An 18,810-nucleotide genomic window follows, 5' to 3' on the forward strand; every position below is an offset into this window, starting at 1 on the left:
CTCATGCCGCCTCGACGCGCGAGGCGGACCTTCCTGTAAAGTTCCACGCTGAAAATACCCCCGCCCTCCCTGCAAACAGAAAGGGCCAAAGTGGCAAAGTTTTACTCTGCCCGCAGCAAGACAATCTCACCACTTCCGTGGCTCACTTTTGCATTGCCGTTCTCATCTTCTCAATGTCACGCAAAACATGGACGTGCAGTTTGTCGCAGAGTTCCGCAATCTCGCGGGACGACATACGCGGGCGGCTGAATCAAGATTTCAGAAGCAGCGCAGCGCGGCCGCTTGCTCAGCCCTCGCGCCCAACTACTGCCCTCAGTCAACAAGGCGCGCTGTGCACTCTGGCGAAAGCTGGGCGACGACAACATAGCTGTCCCGCTTTCTGACAAGGTAGACCGATGTGGTGCGCTGTCGGCCCCTTGCGTCCATACCTTGTTCATCCGCCATTGCCGGCTTTACAATTTATACCTCGCTGGGCAAGTCGAGCGATGCTGCGTTTGGTACTGGTCGCACAAGGGTGGCTCACTAGCATGTAGAACCAGCTTCTTATAAGCGTTTTTTCAATGTGGGGTCTTATGTGGGTACAGATAAATAAATTCCGTTTTTCCCATTGAAAACAATACGCTTTGGCGGAGGAGGTGGGATTCGAACCCACGGTAGACTTTCACCTACGTCGGTTTTCAAGACCGGTGCATTCAACCACTCTGCCACTCCTCCGACATGTCCCTGTTAGCGGCCAATTTATGATTCGAAAAGCAGCTTTACACCATGGGGAAATCCGCCGACTTTTCCGCCATCAGCCTTCCAAAATCCCAAAACGGGCGCTAATGTGTCTCTAGGCACGCACGTACCTATTGCAATCTGGCTGGGATCTTTGCAGGGAACAGGCGTGACAAAGAATAAAAACGGCCACAAACGGCATGAGCGCCCGAAAAACAGGACGCAAACGAAGGGGCGACGAATGACAGGCAGGCGAATAAGCATGTGGGGCAAACTCCCTATATCGATGGCAATCACGACTGCGTTCAGCCTCGCGGCCTGCGACGCAAACGGCGACTTCACGTTTGCATCCGGTGACGGCACCCCAAATGCAACCACGGCAGGCGCAGCAACCCCGGCCCCGGCCCGCACGGTCGAACAAGACGTTGAGCGTCCGGACGTCTTTGAAGTGACGGATCGCGGCCTTTGGGATGGGCGTCCGTCGCTGGGCGGCATTTGGGTCGCACATCCGGATGTGACCGATCCCGAACGCGTCGTGATCCGCAACCCCGCCAACGAAAAATCCGTGGTAGGCGCGTTGTTTCGGCGCGAGCGAGAAAATCCGGGGCCGCCACTGCAGATATCTTCAGATGCAGCCGACGCCCTTGGCATTCTGCCCGGCGCACCGACCCAAATCAGTGTTGTCGTGCTACGCCGCGAGGATATTGCCGTTAAAGCCGCGCTACCGGTGAATGCTGTTGTCGCTGATCTTGCCGCACCTGCGACCATCGCCCAGACACCTCTTGATCCCGCCCCGGGCGCAGCAGCGCCCATAGCCGTTGCTGACACAGCAGCACCTGCAGTGGAAGCGTCCCTACCCCCTGCAGCACCCGTTTTGCCTGTTGTCGTCGCGGCAGAAGCTGAAGTTGCTGTTGCGCCGGTTACGCTGTCAGGCCCAATGGTTCAAATCGGGGTCTTCAGCATTGAACGCAATGCCAGTGGCACGGCTGAAATGCTACGCACGGCAGGCATCGCGACATCTGTCTTGGCGGAACAGGCGGGCGGGCGCACCGTCTGGCGTGTCGTGTCAGGCCCGACCGAAGACGATGCCGCACGGGCGGCGGTGCTGGCCCAAATCAAAGATCTTGGCTTTGTAGATGCTTTTGCCATTGAAAGCTAAGTCCGTTCCGGGAAAAGGAAAATCTGGCAAATGATCATGTCCACCATCCGATTTGTCATTTTGGGTGTCAGCCTGAGTGCCACAGCCGCCTTTGCGCAGACCTTTGATACGCGCGCAACGGCAGCCTATGTGTTTGACCAAACAACAGGCACAGTACTGCTGGCAAAGAATGAAGACATCCCGCTGCCGCCAGCATCAATGTCAAAGCTTATGACCGTCTATATGGCGTTCGAGGCCGTGACCGACGGGCGTCTGGTGATTGATGAACTCTTGCCGGTTTCTGCCCATGCGGCTGGTTACGCAGGCTCTTCCATGTTTCTGGACACCACCGACCGCGTCTCGGTAGAGGATCTGTTGCGCGGTGTAATTGTGCTGTCGGGCAATGACGCCAGCGCAGTTCTGGCGGAAGCCCTGTCACCGGACGGCACCGAGGCGGGGTTTGCCCGGATGATGACCCAGCGCGCGCAACAGATGGGCATGATGAATTCCAGTTTTGCCAATTCCAACGGCTGGCCTGCTGCCGGGCATAGGATGTCGATGGAAGACCTTGGCATTCTGGCGGATCGCATCATTTCGGATTTCCCGACCTTTTACCCGCTCTTTGCTGAAACAGAGTTCGCCTTTGACAATCGGGTCCCTTCGAACTCACGCAACCGCAATCCGCTTCTGACGCTGGGGATCGGCGCGGACGGATTGAAAACCGGCCATACACAAGAGGCGGGTTACGGTCTTGTCGGTTCAGCCAAACAGGGAGACCGACGGGTGATCTTTGTGATCACCGGGCTTGAAAGCCAATCCGACCGCGCAGAAGAGGCCGAAAAGCTCGTGAATTGGGCCTTCCGCCAGTTTGCGCAAAAAGATGTTGCACGCGCAGGCACCCGCATCGCCGAAGCAGACGTCTGGATGGGCGATGCCCCAACGGTCGGTCTGACTGTGGCCGATGACCTGTCGCTGTTGGTCCCGATCTTGAACCAAGGCGAGGTCAATGCCGAAGTCGTCTTTGCGGGGCCGATCACGGCGCCGATTACCGCAGGTCAGCAACTGGGCGAACTGGTGGTTTCGCTTGACGGGCTTCCCCAAAAGCGCCTGCCGCTGGTCGCGGACGCCGATGTTGCGCGCGGCGGCTTCAGCGCTCGTCTGCGCACAGCCGCCTATGTACTATGGCAGAAATTCGGACCCGGCGCGGAACAGGCAGCCGAAGGCGCATGACCAGCCCGCGTTTCATTACCTTCGAAGGCATCGACGGCTCTGGCAAATCCACGCAATCACGGCGCCTTGCGCAACACCTGCAAGATCAGGGTATTCAGGTTGTCTTGACGCGCGAACCCGGCGGCAGCCCCGGCGCCGAGGAGATTAGACAGCTTGTCTTGACCGGCGACCCTGACCGCTGGTCCGCCGAGACAGAGATATTGTTGTTCACCGCCGCACGCCGCGATCACCTTGAAAAAATGATTGAACCGTCACTGGCCGCTGGCAAGACAGTGATATCAGACCGCTTCGCCGATAGTACCCGCGTCTACCAAGGCGCAACACGCGGCGACCTGCGCGCCAAGGTCGATGCGCTGCATGCGCTGATGATCGGGCGCGAGCCGGACCTGACGTTTATCATTGATATGGACCCTGCCACAGCATTGCAGCGCGGCCTTGCACGCAAATCTGGCGAGGACCGGTTTGAAGATTTCGGCCTGCCCTTTCAGGAAACCCTGCGCCATGGCTTTCTCGCGCTCGCACATGCCGACCCCAGCCGCTGTATCGTGATCGACGGCAACCGCACACCCGATCAGATTGCCCGCGAAATTGCGGCCTTCGCATGACGGATGACGGCATCCCAGAACCCGACCGGATCGAAGGCGCGCCGCATCCGCGCAAAACGGCCACGCTATTTGGTCAGTCCAAAGCCGAGGCTGATTTTCTTCATGCCTACACGTCAGGCCGCCTGCACTCTGGCTGGCTGGTCACCGGCCCGCGCGGCGTGGGCAAGGCCACGTTGGCCTGGAAGATCGCGACGTTCCTGTTGGCAAACCCTGACACTGGCTTTTTTGGCGACCCAACCCTTGACGTGGATGCACAGCACCCGGATGCCCGGCTGATCCAGTCCGGTGCCCACCCGCGCCTTGCACTGATCCGCCGCCCTTGGGACGACAAAACCAAGAAACTACGATCCGAGATCACCGTCGATGCGGTGCGTAACCTCAAGACGTTCTTTCAACTGTCTGCCGCCGACGGCGGGCGCCGTGTGGTGATCGTGGATGCCGCAGACGAGCTGAACCGAAACGCCGCAAATGCCATTCTCAAGGAACTGGAAGAACCCCCCCCGAACACCACGATCCTTTTGATCGCACACCGGCCTTCGCGGCTACTGCCCACGATCAGGTCCCGCTGCCGGGAGCTGCGATGCAGCACGTTGTCGGCAGACAACCTTCAAAAGGCGCTTGAACAGGCGGGTCACGCGGCCCAGAATTCCGAAAGCCTTGCCACGCTTGCGGGTGGTTCTGCCGGTGATGCAATCCGGCTTCTAAATCACGACGGCCTGCATCTCTATGCCGAGCTGGTCAAAATGAGCGAGGACCTGCCCCACATGAATCGGCAGGCAGCCCTGAAACTTGCCGATAGCTGCGCCGGGCGCGGGGCCGAGATACGCTTTGGCTTGACCCTTGATCTGATGGACCTGTTTTTGTCGCGCGCGGCGCGCGCCGGGCTGATGGGCGAACCCAATGCGCAGGGCGCACCGGGCGAGGCCCGCCTGCTTGCACGCATCGCCCCCAATGACCACGCCGCCCGAAAGTGGGCGCAGTTGCAGCAAGACCTGTCGCAACGCGCGCGGCATGGACGTGCAGTGAACCTTGACCCTGCCGCCTTGATCCTTGATATGATCTTTAAGATCGAAGAGACGGCGCAAGGTGTCGCCGCAGCTTAAAGGCGGCTCCCATGACGCAACCCACAATCGTTGACAGCCATTGCCACCTCGACTTTGCAGATTTCGACGCAGAGCGACCGGACGTTATTCAGCGCGCGCTGGACGCAGGTGTCGAACGCATGGTGACGATCTGCACGCGGCTGCGGCTCGAACCTCAGGTGCGTGCCATCGCAGAGGCCTACGCCCCGGTTTTCTACGCTGCGGGGACCCATCCGATGAGCGCCGCCGACGAACCGTTGGCCACCGTGGACACGCTCATTGCACTGGCCAAGCATCCCAAGTTTGTGGGCATCGGCGAAACTGGTCTTGATTACCACTACACCGCCGACAGCGCGGATATTCAAAAACAATCGCTGCGCATCCATATTGCCGCCGCGCGCGAAACCAAACTGCCGCTGATCATCCACGCCCGCGCCGCAGATAACGACATGGCCCGCATTCTCGCACAAGAGCATCGCAATGGTGCCTACACCTGCGTCATGCATTGTTTTTCCAGTAGTGCGACACTGGCCAAAGCGGCGCTTGATCTGGACTTCTACCTGTCCATGTCAGGTATCGCGACCTTCCCAAAGAGCCAGGAACTCCGCGATATTTTCGCAAGCGCACCGATTGACCGCATCCTCGTCGAAACCGACAGCCCATACCTTGCCCCACCCCCGCACCGGGGTCGGCGGAATGAGCCGGCCTACACAGCACACACCGCCAAAGTAGGCGCCGCGCTGTTCAATCTGAACTATGCAGACTTCGCCGCTCAAACCACTGCGAACTTCGACCGGCTATTCTGGAAGGCCGCTCTATGACCGATACGCTGACCTTCAACATTCTTGGCTGCGGATCTTCGGGGGGTGTGCCGCGGCTTGGTGGGCTGTGGGGGAATTGTGACCCCAGCAACCCCAAAAACCAACGGACCCGCTGTTCACTTCTGATCACACGCTCCAGCGGCGACGCGGTAACCCGCGTGCTGATCGACACATCGCCCGACATGCGCAACCAACTTCTCAGCGCCAACGTCGGCACACTGAATGCGGTGGTCTATACGCACGCGCATGCCGACCATGTGCACGGGATTGATGACCTGCGCATGATCGTTTTCAACATGCACGAACGGCTGCAGGTCTGGGCAGATGGCGACACAACCGATGCTTTGTTGTCGCGCTTCGGCTACGCCTTCGTCCAACCCAAAGGGTCGGCCTATCCGCCGATCTGCGAGCTGAACACCATCAACGGCGACGTTACAATCGACGGACCCGGCGGCCCGATTACCCTGACGCCGTTCGAAGTGGCGCACGGCTCTATCAACGCGCTTGGCTTCCGCATCAACGATGTGGCCTATTTGCCGGATGTCTCCACCATTCCAGATGCCGTCTGGCCAAAGCTCGAAAACCTGCACTGCTGGATCGTCGATGCCCTGCGCCATGATCCGCACCCGACCCATTCGCATCTGGCTAACACGCTGCAGTGGATTGACCGGATGAAGCCGAAAAAGGCGATCCTGACGAACATGCACACCGATCTAGACTATGCGACGGTTGCCGCAGAAACCCCCGCCCACATACACCCAGCATATGACGGCATGACCTTGACCTACCCGATCTCCTGATCACATCTTCGGAGCAAAAATATCCCCGCCGGAGGCCAAAAAAATAAATGCGGCTTGGCCGCTCTGCTTGGAAACACCCGACCATGGCCGCTTTGATTGACGTTATCCTGCCCGTCTTCCTTGTCATCGGCTTTGGCTATCTGGCAGTCTGGAAAGGCTACTTCAACGACAGCGGCGTTGACGGGCTGATGAAATTCACCCAAGGTTTCGCCATCCCCTGCTTGCTATTCCGGGCCATTTCGACACTCGACCTTGGCCAGAACTTTGACCTGACCCTTCTCGCAACATTCTATACCGGGGCGCTGGCCGGCTTCACGGCGGGGCTTCTGGGCGCGCGGTTCTTGTTCAAACGCGATTGGGAGGACAGCGTCGCCATCGGGTTTTGCTGTCTTTTTTCAAATTCATTGTTGCTGGGGCTACCGATTACCGAACGGGCCTATGGTGCCTCGGCACTTGAGGCAAATTACGCCATCATCGCGATCCATTCCCCGTTCTGCTACGGCGTCGGTATCACCGCGATGGAAATCGCCCGCAACCGGGGCGGCAGTATCGCGGCCCTTCCCGCCAAAGTCCTGAGCGCGATGTTCCGCAACTCGCTCATCCTTGGCATCACGCTGGGTTTCATTGTGAACTTGGGCGGCATCCCTGTCCCGGGGGTCCTGACGGACGCGCTGGATCTGATGGTACGTGCGGCCCTGCCAGCGGCCCTTTTTGGACTTGGCGGCGTGCTATACCGCTACCGTCCTGAAGGCGACATGCGCGCAATCCTCTACGTGGTTGCGGTGTCGCTGATCCTGCACCCGGCCGTCGTGTGGTCTATTGCCCAAGTGAACGACCTCAGTATCCCGCAGACCCGCTCTGCGATGCTGACAGCCGCAATGGCGCCGGGCATTAATGCCTACGTCTTTGCAAATATGTACGGAAAAGCCAAACGGGTCGCCGCCTCTGCGGTGCTGGTCGGGACCGGGGCGTCAATCCTTACCGTCTGGTGCTGGCTGGCTCTGTTGCCCTGACGCCCTGTCATTTTTCCAGAAAAATGATTATCCCGGTGACATGCCGCGCAACCGCTCTGAACGGCGCCGCAAGATTTCGATAGTCGCCAACATCAGCACCGAAACCGCTACAAGTACCGTGGCAACAGCCAGAATGGTTGGGCTGATCTGCTCGCGCAAACCCGTGTACATCTGCCATGGCAGTGTCTTCTGGGCCGCCGCACCGACGAACAGCACAACAACCACTTCATCAAAAGATGTGATAAAGGCGAATAGCCCACCGGAAATCACACCGGGCAAAATCAATGGCATCTGCACCCGAAAAAACGTCACAGTCGGCGTCGCGCCCATGTTTGCCGCAGCGCGGGTCAGCGATTTGTCAAAGCCGACAAGTGTCGCCGTAACGGTAATGATCACAAACGGAATACCAAGTGCCGCATGCGCCAAAATCACTTTGATATAGCCAGTCAGTGACTTCGACAGCCCAAGGCTATCTTCCATCCACAAACCCAGCTGGCTATAGAAAAAGAACATGCCCGTGGCCGAAATGATCAGCGGCACAATCATCGGCGAGATCAGAATCGCCATGATTGCCCTGCGAAACGGCACATGGCTTTGGCTCAGCCCGATCGCGGCCAATGTTCCCAGCGATACCGAGATGATCGTCGCGAATGGCGCGATGATCAGCGAATTCTGCAGGGGCCTGATCCAATCCTGATTGGAAAAGAAGTCACGGTAATGTTTGAGAGAATAACCCTCTGGGTCCAGCGCCAGCATCTTTGGCGTGAACGTAAAGAAATTCTCCGCGTTAAACGACAGCGGGATAATGATGAGGATCGGTGCGATCAAAAAGAACAGGATTAACCCCACGATCACCCGAAAGCTATAGTACCAGATCCGTTGACCGGTCGTCGCATATGGCGGAAGCGCACTCATTCTCAGCCTCCCAATTTCACGTTATCAATGCCTACGATGCGGTCGTAAGCCCAGTACAGCAACAAGACCATTGCCAACAATATCGCACCAAGTGCCGCCGCCAGGCCCCAGTTCAAAGACGTCGAGATGTGATAGGCGATCCGGTTGGAGATAAAGACACCTTTGGTGCCGCCCACGATCTCGGGTGTGATGTAGTAACCGATCGCGATGATGAACACGAGGATCGACCCCGCCCCAATCCCGGGCACGCTTTGCGGGAAATAGACCCGCCAGAATGCCGTCCAGTTCGTAGCCCCCAACGATTTGGCCGCACGCAGGTATGAAGGCGGAATGGTTTTCAGGACGGAATACAGCGGCAAGATCATGAAAGGCAGCAAGATGTGCGTCATTGCGATGATCGTACCTGTGGCGTTGTTGATCAGGGCAAGACGGTTATCGTCGGCCACCAGCCCGAACCAAACCAGTGTATCGTTGATCACGCCTTGCTGCTGCAACAGCACCTTCCAGGCGGATGTACGCACCAGAAGCGATGTCCAGAATGGCAAAAGAACGAGTATCATCAACATGTTAGCCTTGCGCGCGGGTAGATTGGCCAGCAGCCACGCCACTGGGTAACCCAACAAGATGCAACTGACCGTAATCAACACGGACATCATCATCGTCCGCAAGAACAACGTGATATAGATTTGCTCGTTCTCTGGCTGCCACGCAACACCATCCGGCGTCTTTTGCAGGTCGATCGCATTCAAGAAATACCCATCTGTATAGGGCGCGCTGTAGGTCTGGATAGTTTTCCACACGCGGGTTTCTTCCCAGCCGTCATCGGCCGCAACAAACGCCGCGCGAATGTCTTCTTGGGTGAATGCCGCCAATTGCGGGACAGTTGCGGCGACAAGATCACCCACCGGCCCTGCGATCTGCACGTCAGGATTAGCGGTCAGGTCCTCGAACAGCGCCAGATAGACAACGTTCCATGGCGTTTCTTCGGTTGGGCTTTCTTCGTCCTCGGACTGGGTCACCCGTGCGAAATCGGCATATATACTGGCCGTCTGAGGTAAATCATCAGTGATGGACGCGGAGAGAATGAATTTTGGCTCGGCGCCCTCACCATCCCAGGCAGCCTGCCGTTCCACCCACCTTGGGGCCGCCATCAACGTGACCCATGTCGCGGGGTCGGCCCAAGCGGGATCAACAGCTGCAAATTGGTCCGCGTAGCCTTCACCCATGTCGTCGACACGGCGCCCCGACTTGCGGAATAGCGACGAAAGACCAGAGGCTTCGTAGTTCAGACGGCTACCCAACCGGGTATGTTGCTTCAATTCGACCGCAACCATCATGTCTTTGGCGAAGGCCGAGAAGACATCCTCTCCGGGGACCGGCTCTGCCTCTGCGTCCCAATCGGCGAGAGCGGCGACTGTCCGCGGAATTGTATCGCCGACAATCTGGTTCTCGACCGATCGGAACAGCATCTGCCCGATCGGGATAATGAATGTCAGCATAATGAATATCAGCAGCGGCGCGATCAGCATCAGCGCACGCAGTTTTTGACGGCGCAAAGCCCTGTTCAGGCTGGCCTTGAGAGGGCGGCCATCTGCGGCCAGCATCACTTCGCTCATTGTCTTAGCCCTTTTCCCTCAGCACGATCATACAGCCCATTGGCATGTCCACCGTTCTCTGATCGCGCCCCAGAAGTCGTGTCGTAAGGTGGGTTGTAACCCACCTTACGAAATCGCTTATTGTGCCAACCAGCTTTGGAACTTGGCGTCCAGATCGTCACGATAATCTGCCCACCAAGTGTAGTTGTTCACAAAGGTGTTTTCGGCATTTGCCGGGTCTGTCGGCATATGCGGTGCCATATCAATACCCAGCGTAGCGTGTGTGCTGACCAAAGGTGCAGACGACTGACGGGCCGGACCGTAAGAGATATACTTGGCCTGATCTGCCAGACGCTGTGTATCGGTTGCGAACCTTACGTAGTCCAAGACACGTGCAAGACGCTCGTCCGACAGACCATCGGGGATCACCCAACCGTCAAGATCGAACATCTGCCAGTCCCATGCCATGCCGATCGGCTGGTTCTGCTCAACGATGGCCGAGAACAGACGACCATTGTAGGTGGACCCCATGAAGACTTCACCATCTGCAAGCAATTGAACGCCTTCGGCTGCAGATGTCCACCAGACGGTGTCGTCCTTGATGGTGTCAAGCTTGGCAAATGCCTGCGCCTGACCTTCGTCTGTTTCCAGCAGGTCATAGACGTCTTCATACGCAACGCCATCGCACAGCAATGCCCATTCCATGTTCGCAACCGGGTTGCGGTTCAGCGCGCGCTTGCCGGGATATGTTTCCTGGTCGAACACGTCGCATGCGCCACTTGGCGGTGCAACGCCTTCTGGCACCATGTCGGTGCGGTAGCCAAAGGTCGTTGAGAAAACGATCTGTGGGATAAAGCAATCATTTACCAGCATATCGCCAAAATCGTCGGTTGCAGTCGAGCCATCGTCGCCGGGTGCGAGCACCTCATCCGCGTCAATTTCCATCGCAAGGCCTTCGTCGCACAGGCGGATGGCGTCTGCGGCTTCTACGTCAACCAGATCCCATGTGATGTTGCCCGCTTCGCTCATCGCACGCAGCTTGGCCACTGCCTCGGAAGAGCTTTCGTCGTTGATGATCGTCACGCCAGTATTGGCCATGTAGGGGTCGTGATATGCGGCCTGCTGTGATGCCGAATAGGCACCGCCCCAGCTGACGATGGTCATTTGGTCAGCCATGTGGCCTGCGGCCATCACGACTGTGCCAGCCACTGTCAGTGCCGTTGTTGCCATAAATGCTTTGGTCAGTTTCATTTGATACTCCCGTTGTCATACCCGTTTTGTGTGTTGCAAGGCCGCCGTCCGGGCGATGGCAGCCCTATTCCGCCGCTACGCCTCGAGCGCGCGGCAATCTTTTTCCAACCAGCCGATTTCGATCTGGGTGCCCGGCGTCAGCCGTACCTGATCAGGCGCGTTGCGTGTCTTGATGATGAAATCATCCGTGCCAGCCACCCGCAGGCGTGTCCGGAAAATATCGCCCATGTAAATGAATTCAAGCACTTCCGCCTTCAGTGTATGCGCACCGGGCCGCAAACGGCTTTTGTCGTATTCTACACGCTCGGGCCGGATTGATACCTTTGTGCGATCGCCCACCTTTGATACGTTGACGGGCAGCGCATCAATGATGTCACCGCTGTCGAGCCGTACAATGCAAGCGTCCGCGCTAATTTCCTGCACCACGCCTTCCAGCGTGTTGTTTTCGCCAATAAACTGCGCAACGAACGAATTTTGCGGCTTCTCATAAAGCTCGTCTGGCGGGGCAAGCTGTTGAATGCGGCCATCGTTAAACACCGCAACGCGGTCGGACATGGTAAGCGCTTCGGTCTGGTCATGGGTCACATAAACCACGGTAATGCCCAGTTGATGCGCCAGATTTGTGATCTCAAACTGCAGCGTTTCGCGCAGTTGCTTGTCCAGCGCGCCAAGCGGTTCATCCATCAGCACCAGTTCGGGTTCAAACACCAGCGCCCGCGAAAGCGCGATCCGTTGCTGTTGACCGCCCGATAACTGCGCGGGACGGCGCCCCGCAAAGTCCTGCATCTGTACCATGCCCAGCGCACGCATTACTTTTTGTTCCCGCTCGGCCTTGCCCATCTTACGGACTTCCAGCGGAAAGGACAGATTTTCCGCCACCGTCATATGCGGAAACAGCGCGTAGTTCTGGAACACCATGCCAATGCCACGCTTGTGCGGCGGGATGTCGTTGATTGACGTGCCCCCAAGCCGGATCTGCCCGTGGGTTGCTGTTTCAAAACCGGCCAGCATCATCAGGCAAGTCGTCTTGCCCGACCCCGAAGGCCCAAGCATGGTGAGAAACTCACCCTTGGGCATCGACAGGTTCAGGTCTTTGACGACCAGCGTCTCACCATCATAGCTTTTCTGCACACGTTCGAATTCAACAAACGCGGTGTTGTTCGCGGATTGTGACACATCCAGTCTCCCTGACGTCCGGCAGATTTTTCTGCACTTTTCATTTCAGAACTAAAACAAGCGGTCCCCGGTTATGCAACCGGAAAGACCGAAAAGGCGCAGCACATGCGACAAGACAGTCAAATAGCGTAAATTTTCACAGTTTTTTGGCCAATTGACCCGAGAAAGGCATAATTGGCAGGACAAATAGCGCATTATATTCACCCCAGCACGCGTTTCAGATTCGAAAATGTCGAATGCCCGCACGTTTTATGACGAAATTCCGGCGCACGTCACAACCCCAAGCTTATCAACGGTCCCGGTCGGGTTGTTGCCCGACCGGCCGGGGGCTTTTCACGGGCCGATATCCGTTTGTCGAATTTGGGCTCGAACGCATCCAACGTCGCACAATGCCGACCCGTCTTGCGGGCGATGATCTGAATCAGGGCAAGAACACTGCCAATCCGGCGCTGCACCAGCGTTTCGCGCGGGGTTCGCACCCTGACGCAGTCGACGTCATGCGCCAAAAATATCCGATAGCCCCGATCGAGGATGGCCTGCGGGGCTGTCATGAGATCAAGAATCCGAGCGAAATCAATGCAATCGCCAGTTATCTATTATTCTACCTGACCACGATCATGCGCCATCACCGCGTTCTGTGGTTGCCGATTATCAATACGTCGGACTTCTTTCACTTTCATTAACAGCGGAAAACTGCGCCGCCACGATGGTTGCCACAGCACCCGCCCAGCGCTACAGCATGCACGACACCGCGGGACTGACACAGCATGGCGCACACGCAGACGACACACCGGCCATTCAATATCTTGATTGTCGGTCAGGCCGGCAGGTTGCAGTATGAGGCCGTCCTTTTCGTGGCATCGCTGCGGGCAAATTCGCCGCTGTTCAGCGGGCAATTGATCGTTGCAGAGCCACAGCCGGGTGCGCTTTGGGATGGCGATCCGCGGATGTCCACAGACATAAAGACAGCGCTGGCCGAGATGGGCGCACAGGTGGTGCCGTTTACGTCCACCCACTTTGGCCAATCATATCCCTATGGCAACAAGATCGAGGGGCTAAAGACGCTGCCGGCGGGGCAACCCTTTGTTTTCTTTGACACTGACACGCTGGTCATGGCTGAGCTAAGCGCCCTGCCCTTCGACTTTGACCGCCCCGCAGCGTCCATGAAACGCGAGGGCACTTGGCCGGTGGAAGAGCTGTATTGGCCCGGATATACGGCGATTTGGAAATCGCTTTATGACCGGTTCGGGCTGGACTTTGCGGGGTCGCTGGACCTGAGCAAGCCGGACGAATATTGGGAACGGTATCTGTATTTCAATGCCGGTTGGTTCTATGGTGCGGACCCCGCCGCGTTTGGGGCGCGGTTCACCGAATATGCGGTGTCGGTGCGTGATGATCCGCCAAACGCGCTGGTCATTCAGCCGCTTGATCCGTGGTTGGATCAGGTGGTGCTGCCATTGGTGATCCATGCGTTCGGCGGCGGTCGTCCGGGGCCGGAGCTGGCCGGGTTGGACGGCGAAATAACCTGTCATTACCGGACATTACCGCTGCTTTATGCGCGCGAAAGCGATCGAACCGTCGCGCTGTTGGAGGATGCGGCAGGCCCCAATAAGATCAAAAAATGGCTTAAACAATATGACCCGTTCAAGCGTATGATCTATCAAGGGCGCGGCAAGAAGGTGCGCGCCCTGTTTGACCCAAACGACATGCCGCGCCACGAAAAAGCGCTGCGCAACAAGATCAAGGCTGCCGGGTTCTGGATGCGCTAGGCCATGCAGCTTGCCCCCGCAGGGCCATACGTATGGCGTACAGGACCTGTAAATACAGCGTACATACGATTGCAGGACAGACACATCCGCCGTCAGCGCAGCACGAAGGCGACCAGCATCAGGCAAAGGATGATGTTGATCATCCAGATGGCGAATGACGCGCGCTGCTGCGCGCTGCGACGTTTCAGCGGCCTAATCATAGGAAAACTTTTCTGACAGGATATGATCGGATGGTGTTCCACGCACCATCAGCTGCGCTTCGACGATGTCCATCATGATCGGCGGACCGCAGAGGACGAAAAGCCAGTCGCGGAATTGGTCGGGCGTGAAAACATCGTCCAGCAATGCGCCGTCGATCAGTCCGGTGTGTCCGTGCCAGTCGGCTGGCGGCTCGGACACAACATATGTCACGTCCTCGTCTGCCAGTTCATCGCGAAACAGTATCTGATCGGCGCGGCGATTGCCGTAGATCAAACGCAGCTGCCGCGGATCATCTGTCAGCCGCACCTGCCGCAAAATCCCGATGAGCGGCGCGATACCGACGCCTCCCGCAATCAACGCGATGCCCGGTTCGCTGCGGCCAGCCACCGTGACATGGCCGAACGGTCCGTCCAGATACACGCGGTCCCCGACCGTGATCTGATCAAGGCTGCTGGTGAAATCGCCAAGCTCTTTGATGACAAACGACAGGTCTGGACCGACGGCGGGGGCCGAGCTGATGGAAAACGGGTTTTCATGCAAGGTAAACGGCGTATGCCCGACATTCAGCCAGACAAATTGCCCGGCCTGATAGGCCATGCCGCCGTGCCCCTTGGGCGCGATGGTCAGCCCCCATTGTTTGGGCGACAAGCGAGTGATGGCCGCAACATACCATGGCCGCGACAACTGGCGCAGCGGTGCGATCAGGTAGACATAAAACAGCGATCCGACCGCGATTGCAGTCATCGCAATCCAAAGCCACATTACCTGCGGTTCGGCGCTGTAGCGCCCTGCGTAAATTGTGTGGTGCAGCAGCAATCCGGCGATAAGCAGGGCACCGATGCCATGTATCAGGCGCCATGTTTCATAAGTGTAGTCCAGATATTTGCGATAGATTGCCAAAGCCACGAGGCTTGGTAGCAGCACGAATGCGGCGATGCCTGTGGCAAGGATGGAAAAATCCGTCGTCACGCTGAGGATGCGGGTCGGGTCCCACGGCCTTGGGCCGCCTGCGGGGGTGCCGCCATATAAAAACGGATGCACGAGTGCCAAGGCCAGCGCGGTCCGGGCCATGATTTGATGAAAGCGCATCGTGACGTCCATGCCAACCCCACGCGAGATGCGTTTAAAGCGGCCCGACAACACAAACTCGGCCAGGATCATGGCAAAGGCGAGCATGCCGAGACCTGTCGCCAGTTCTTGGCGCCATGGCCGTGGCCCGCCGCCGAATATCCACGACACCGCAAGCGGCAAAGCCACAACGACAAGGTAAAGTGCGCCGAGAAAGATTTGCTTCATGCCCTTTTTCTGCCGGTATTCGCACCGCGCCGCATTGATCTTGCGCAAGGCGCGTTCGGGCTTGCGTTGCAGGCGGGTCTGAACCGATGGGCCGGCCCCGGCCCCGCAACGGTGGTCGTAGTGGCCCGCGAGGGGGGGCAAAGGCGGGCGCTGCTTGACTTGGGTCAATCCATTCGTCCAAATACGCCTGTAATATCATAGCGATGCGGTTGAGACCCCAACAGGTTTTCGCAATCGCGGCGCGCCGGGGGGGGGAACGCACATGCAGACAAAAGATCCGGTGGGGCAGTTTGTCCGTGACGCATTGCTGGCGGATCGGTCCCGGCAGGACATCCGGCAAGCCCTGCGGCAAGCGGGTTGGTCAAATCGCGATATAAATGAGGCGTTGGAGGCATTTTCCGAGGGCGATTTCAAGCCCCCCATTCCGATGCCCCGCCCGCAGCTGACAGCGCATGACGTCTTTATTTATGCCATTCTGTTTACCGCCCTGACATTTACCGCCATCCATCTGATTGCGCTTGTGCATGCCATTTTGGACATCGCGCTGCCTGATCCGGCGGATCATGCGACTCTGGAAATCGGTGCCGCGCGCCGCATGCGGTGGTCGATTGCCACTTTGATCGTGTCTGCCCCGGTCTATTTATGGATGTCCAGCCACACCAGACAGCGCATTGAACTGCACGAAACGCACCGCCGGTCACCGGTCCGTAAATGGTTGACTTATATTACTTTGTTCGTGTCTGCTTTGACTTTTCTGGGGGACGCGACGGTCCTGATCTTTGGGTTCCTGCAAGGTGAGGCAACGCTGCGGTTTGTGTTGAAGGCGACGGTCGTGGCGATTGTGACCTTGGCGATATTCGCGTTTTACTTGCAAGATGTCGAAGGCCGCAACAATGAAACGTAGGCTGTTCTTTGGTGGTGCGACGGCCATGATCGTGGCGGCCATCATTTTCGGTATCATCACCATCGGTGGCCCCCGCGAAGCGCGACGGGACGCGTTCGATCGGCAACGCTATGACGATCTCAAGCAGATTTCGAGCGCGCTTTTCTGCAGTAATTGGCGGATATTGCAGCCGGTTTTGCCCGACGCATTAACACTGGAGAATATCAGGGCATACTGCGGCGGGATCCAAATCGACGCCGATGTGCTTGTGGATAATGAAACCGGCACGCCCTACACCTACTCTCGGATTACGGAAAGCACCTATGCGGTCTGCGCTACGTTCCATGATGCCGAAAAGGCGATGCGTCAGAGTTACCAACGTCTTGGTCAAGTCAATGCGTCGTTCAACCCCGAAACAGGCTGTGTCACGGGGCGTGTACGCTAGGCGTTTCGCGGCAACGGGTGCGTGGGTCGCGGTTCAACTTTGGACCTTGGCGAATACGCCGCTGGTGTCCGCAAAGCCTTTGATCTCGATCGGGTTGCCGGAAGGGTCGCGGAAGAACATCGTCCACTGCTCGCCCGGCTCGCCCTTGAAACGGACCGAAGGGGCGATGATGAAATCGGTTTGCCGGTCTTCAAGCCGCCCCGCCAGGGCTGTCCAGTCATCCAACGGCAGCACGACGCCAAAATGCGGCATCGGCACCATGTGATCACCGACCTTGCCAGTGGGGGCATTGGCGAACGGGGTGCCAAGGTGCAGGCTAAGCTGATGGCCGAAGAAATCAAAATCAACCCATGTATCGGTCGCGCGCCCTTCGGTGGCGCCCAAGGCACCGGAATAAAATTCCCGCGCTTCGTCCAGATCGGTAACGTGAAAGGCAAGGTGGAAGGGGACAGGCATGTTTTGTTCCTTTTTCGCATGGGCCGTTGAGCAGGCACAGATTTCCGCCTACACCTTGCGCCAACAAATTTCAAAGGGAGAGACAAATGACTGACGGCCCAACATATGGTTTTGACACGCTGCAGGTTCATGCAGGTGCCCGACCCGATCCGGCAACCGGTGCCCGGCAAGTGCCAATTTACCAAACGACCGCCTATGTGTTTCGCGATGCCGACCACGCGGCGGCCTTGTTCAACCTGCAAGAGGTCGGCTATATCTATTCGCGCCTGACCAACCCGACGGTCGCCGCATTGCAAGAGCGCATTGCGACGCTTGAGGGCGGCGTCGGCGGGGTTTGCTGTTCGTCCGGCCACGCCGCACAGATCATGGCCCTGTTTCCGCTGATGGAGCCGGGACGGAATATCATTGCATCTACAAGGCTTTATGGCGGGACCATCACGCAGTTCAGCCAGACGATCAAGCGCTTTGGCTGGTCGGCGAAATTCGTGGACTTTGATGATCTGGACGCGGTGAAAGCCGCCATTGATGACGACACCCGCGCGGTCTTTTGCGAGGCGATTGCGAACCCCGGTGGTCATATCACGGATCTGGATGCGATTTCGGCGATATCGGACGCGGCGGGCATTCCGCTGATCGTGGATAACACCAGCGCGACGCCGTACCTGTGCCGCCCGATTGAGCATGGCGCGACGCTGGTCGTGCATTCCACGACGAAATACCTGACTGGCAACGGCACGGTCACTGGTGGCTGTGTTGTCGATTCGGGGAAATTCGACTGGGCCGCCAACGACAAGTTCCCGTCCCTGTCGCAGCCAGAACCCGCGTATCACGGTATGAAATTCGCCGAGACCTTCGGCCCGCTGGCGTTCACCTTCCACGGGATTGCGATTGGTCTGCGCGATCTGGGCATGACGATGAACCCGCAAGCGGCGCATTACACGCTGATGGGCATCGAAACGCTGAGCCTGCGCATGGACCGCCATGTCGAAAACGCGGTGAAGGTCGCAACCTGGTTGGAAAATGATCCCCGCGTGGATTACGTGACCTATGCAGGTCTGGCAAGTTCGCCATATAACAAGCTGGTTGCCAAGATTTGCCCCAAAGGCGCGGGTGGTTTGTTTACGATCGCCGTCAAGGGTGGGTATGATTCCTGTGTCAAACTGGTCGATAGCCTTGAGATATTTAGCCATGTGGCTAACCTTGGCGATACGCGCAGTCTGATCATTCATTCCGCATCGACCACGCACCGGCAGTTGACCGCCGCACAGCAAGAGGCAGCGGGCGCCGGACCCGGCATCGTGCGTCTGTCAATCGGGATCGAGGATGCCGATGACCTGATCGCCGATCTGGATCAGGCACTGGCCAAGGCCACGGCGTAACCACCCAGGAAACCCGCCCGCACCCTTGGCGTGGGCGG

At 57.9% G+C, this 18,810-nt stretch carries 18 protein-coding genes and 1 tRNA gene; 12 read left to right on the forward strand and 7 right to left on the reverse strand.

Annotation, left to right across the window (positions count from 1 at the left end; all coding sequences use genetic code 11):
* Positions 1–624: 624 nt before the first annotated feature.
* Positions 625–714: transfer RNA gene (locus QZ196_RS06980), tRNA-Ser, on the reverse strand.
* A gap of 289 nt (positions 715–1,003) precedes the next feature.
* On the opposite strand from QZ196_RS06980, the gene QZ196_RS06985 reads away from it, so the two are divergent.
* The 7 genes from QZ196_RS06985 (at position 1,004) to QZ196_RS07015 (ending at position 7,406) form a co-directional block, all read left to right on the forward strand.
* Complete coding sequence (locus tag QZ196_RS06985) at positions 1,004–1,876, forward strand: SPOR domain-containing protein (RefSeq protein WP_296425088.1); 873 nt, start codon at positions 1,004–1,006, stop codon at positions 1,874–1,876.
* A gap of 30 nt (positions 1,877–1,906) precedes the next feature.
* The gene (locus tag QZ196_RS06990) at positions 1,907–3,085 is read left to right on the forward strand and encodes a D-alanyl-D-alanine carboxypeptidase family protein (protein WP_296425089.1); all 1,179 of its coding nucleotides are present in this window, start codon (positions 1,907–1,909) and stop codon (positions 3,083–3,085) included.
* Positions 3,082–3,690: a dTMP kinase gene (tmk, locus tag QZ196_RS06995; RefSeq protein ID WP_296425090.1), complete on the forward strand. Its 609-nt coding sequence runs from the start codon at positions 3,082–3,084 to the stop codon at positions 3,688–3,690. Before QZ196_RS06990 ends, tmk begins: the two co-directional genes overlap by 4 nt.
* Positions 3,687–4,793: a DNA polymerase III subunit delta' gene (locus QZ196_RS07000; RefSeq protein WP_296425091.1), complete on the forward strand. Its 1,107-nt coding sequence runs from the start codon at positions 3,687–3,689 to the stop codon at positions 4,791–4,793. Before tmk ends, QZ196_RS07000 begins: the two co-directional genes overlap by 4 nt.
* Positions 4,794–4,804: 11 nt before the next feature.
* Positions 4,805–5,593, forward strand: a complete 789-nt coding sequence (locus tag QZ196_RS07005) for a TatD family hydrolase (protein ID WP_296425092.1) — start codon at positions 4,805–4,807, stop codon at positions 5,591–5,593.
* Entirely contained in the window at positions 5,590–6,393 is an 804-nt protein-coding gene (locus QZ196_RS07010) for an MBL fold metallo-hydrolase (RefSeq protein WP_296425093.1), read from the forward strand. The genes QZ196_RS07005 and QZ196_RS07010 overlap by 4 nt, the downstream gene beginning before the upstream one ends.
* A gap of 83 nt (positions 6,394–6,476) precedes the next feature.
* On the forward strand, positions 6,477–7,406 hold the full coding sequence (locus QZ196_RS07015; RefSeq protein ID WP_296425094.1) for an AEC family transporter: 930 nt from the start codon (positions 6,477–6,479) through the stop codon (positions 7,404–7,406).
* Between the two features lie 27 nt (positions 7,407–7,433).
* Here QZ196_RS07015 and QZ196_RS07020 read toward each other — a convergent pair whose 3' ends face one another.
* The 4 genes from QZ196_RS07020 to QZ196_RS07035 form a co-directional block, all read right to left on the reverse strand.
* On the reverse strand, positions 7,434–8,321 hold the full coding sequence (locus QZ196_RS07020) for an ABC transporter permease (protein WP_296425095.1): 888 nt from the start codon (positions 8,319–8,321) through the stop codon (positions 7,434–7,436).
* A gap of 2 nt (positions 8,322–8,323) precedes the next feature.
* Complete coding sequence (locus QZ196_RS07025; protein WP_296425096.1) at positions 8,324–9,937, reverse strand: ABC transporter permease; 1,614 nt, start codon at positions 9,935–9,937, stop codon at positions 8,324–8,326.
* 117 nt (positions 9,938–10,054) lie between these two features.
* Positions 10,055–11,167 (reverse strand): extracellular solute-binding protein, encoded by a 1,113-nt coding sequence (locus QZ196_RS07030; protein WP_296425097.1) that lies wholly within the window; start codon positions 11,165–11,167, stop codon positions 10,055–10,057.
* Positions 11,168–11,242: 75 nt separating this feature from the next.
* A complete protein-coding gene (locus QZ196_RS07035) occupies positions 11,243–12,343 on the reverse strand; it encodes an ABC transporter ATP-binding protein (RefSeq protein WP_296425098.1) in 1,101 nt (366 codons plus the stop codon).
* A gap of 389 nt (positions 12,344–12,732) precedes the next feature.
* Between QZ196_RS07035 and QZ196_RS07040 the strand changes: the two genes are divergently transcribed.
* Positions 12,733–13,026 (forward strand): hypothetical protein, encoded by a 294-nt coding sequence (locus tag QZ196_RS07040; RefSeq protein WP_296425099.1) that lies wholly within the window; start codon positions 12,733–12,735, stop codon positions 13,024–13,026.
* A gap of 84 nt (positions 13,027–13,110) precedes the next feature.
* Positions 13,111–14,112 (forward strand): hypothetical protein, encoded by a 1,002-nt coding sequence (locus QZ196_RS07045; protein WP_296425100.1) that lies wholly within the window; start codon positions 13,111–13,113, stop codon positions 14,110–14,112.
* A 192-nt stretch (positions 14,113–14,304) separates the two neighbouring features.
* Here the strand turns inward: QZ196_RS07045 and QZ196_RS07050 are convergent, their stop codons facing one another.
* Positions 14,305–15,750, reverse strand: a complete 1,446-nt coding sequence (locus tag QZ196_RS07050) for a ferredoxin reductase family protein (protein ID WP_296425101.1) — start codon at positions 15,748–15,750, stop codon at positions 14,305–14,307.
* 121 nt (positions 15,751–15,871) lie between these two features.
* Here QZ196_RS07050 and QZ196_RS07055 point away from each other — a divergent pair, with 121 nt between their 5' ends.
* Positions 15,872–16,513: a DUF5671 domain-containing protein gene (locus QZ196_RS07055; protein WP_296425102.1), complete on the forward strand. Its 642-nt coding sequence runs from the start codon at positions 15,872–15,874 to the stop codon at positions 16,511–16,513.
* Positions 16,503–16,937, forward strand: a complete 435-nt coding sequence (locus tag QZ196_RS07060) for a hypothetical protein (protein WP_296425103.1) — start codon at positions 16,503–16,505, stop codon at positions 16,935–16,937. The genes QZ196_RS07055 and QZ196_RS07060 overlap by 11 nt, the downstream gene beginning before the upstream one ends.
* Positions 16,938–16,970: 33 nt before the next feature.
* Here QZ196_RS07060 and QZ196_RS07065 read toward each other — a convergent pair whose 3' ends face one another.
* A complete protein-coding gene (locus QZ196_RS07065; protein ID WP_296425104.1) occupies positions 16,971–17,393 on the reverse strand; it encodes a VOC family protein in 423 nt (140 codons plus the stop codon).
* Positions 17,394–17,479: 86 nt separating this feature from the next.
* Here QZ196_RS07065 and QZ196_RS07070 point away from each other — a divergent pair, with 86 nt between their 5' ends.
* Positions 17,480–18,772, forward strand: a complete 1,293-nt coding sequence (locus QZ196_RS07070) for an O-acetylhomoserine aminocarboxypropyltransferase/cysteine synthase family protein (RefSeq protein WP_296425105.1) — start codon at positions 17,480–17,482, stop codon at positions 18,770–18,772.
* The last annotated feature ends 38 nt before the right edge of the window (positions 18,773–18,810 follow it).

The organism is Yoonia sp., assembly GCF_017854565.1.
GTDB lineage: Bacteria > Pseudomonadota > Alphaproteobacteria > Rhodobacterales > Rhodobacteraceae > Yoonia.

Bases quoted from the DNA above. Each gene is read 5' to 3' on its own strand.
- tmk (WP_296425090.1), top strand. From the start codon at position 3,082: ATGACCAGCCCGCGTTTCATTACCTTCGAAGGCATCGACGGCTCTGGC.
- QZ196_RS07055 (WP_296425102.1), top strand. From the start codon at position 15,872: ATGCAGACAAAAGATCCGGTGGGGCAGTTTGTCCGTGACGCATTGCTG.
- QZ196_RS07005 (WP_296425092.1), top strand. From the start codon at position 4,805: ATGACGCAACCCACAATCGTTGACAGCCATTGCCACCTCGACTTTGCA.
- QZ196_RS07040 (WP_296425099.1), top strand. From the start codon at position 12,733: ATGCCGACCCGTCTTGCGGGCGATGATCTGAATCAGGGCAAGAACACT.
- QZ196_RS06990 (WP_296425089.1), top strand. From the start codon at position 1,907: ATGATCATGTCCACCATCCGATTTGTCATTTTGGGTGTCAGCCTGAGT.
- QZ196_RS07010 (WP_296425093.1), top strand. From the start codon at position 5,590: ATGACCGATACGCTGACCTTCAACATTCTTGGCTGCGGATCTTCGGGG.
- QZ196_RS07060 (WP_296425103.1), top strand. From the start codon at position 16,503: ATGAAACGTAGGCTGTTCTTTGGTGGTGCGACGGCCATGATCGTGGCG.
- QZ196_RS07045 (WP_296425100.1), top strand. From the start codon at position 13,111: ATGGCGCACACGCAGACGACACACCGGCCATTCAATATCTTGATTGTC.
- QZ196_RS07025 (WP_296425096.1), bottom strand. From the start codon at position 9,937: ATGAGCGAAGTGATGCTGGCCGCAGATGGCCGCCCTCTCAAGGCCAGC.
- QZ196_RS07015 (WP_296425094.1), top strand. From the start codon at position 6,477: ATGGCCGCTTTGATTGACGTTATCCTGCCCGTCTTCCTTGTCATCGGC.
- QZ196_RS07020 (WP_296425095.1), bottom strand. From the start codon at position 8,321: ATGAGTGCGCTTCCGCCATATGCGACGACCGGTCAACGGATCTGGTAC.
- QZ196_RS07030 (WP_296425097.1), bottom strand. From the start codon at position 11,167: ATGAAACTGACCAAAGCATTTATGGCAACAACGGCACTGACAGTGGCT.
- QZ196_RS06985 (WP_296425088.1), top strand. From the start codon at position 1,004: ATGGCAATCACGACTGCGTTCAGCCTCGCGGCCTGCGACGCAAACGGC.
- QZ196_RS07065 (WP_296425104.1), bottom strand. From the start codon at position 17,393: ATGCCTGTCCCCTTCCACCTTGCCTTTCACGTTACCGATCTGGACGAA.
- QZ196_RS07070 (WP_296425105.1), top strand. From the start codon at position 17,480: ATGACTGACGGCCCAACATATGGTTTTGACACGCTGCAGGTTCATGCA.
- QZ196_RS07000 (WP_296425091.1), top strand. From the start codon at position 3,687: ATGACGGATGACGGCATCCCAGAACCCGACCGGATCGAAGGCGCGCCG.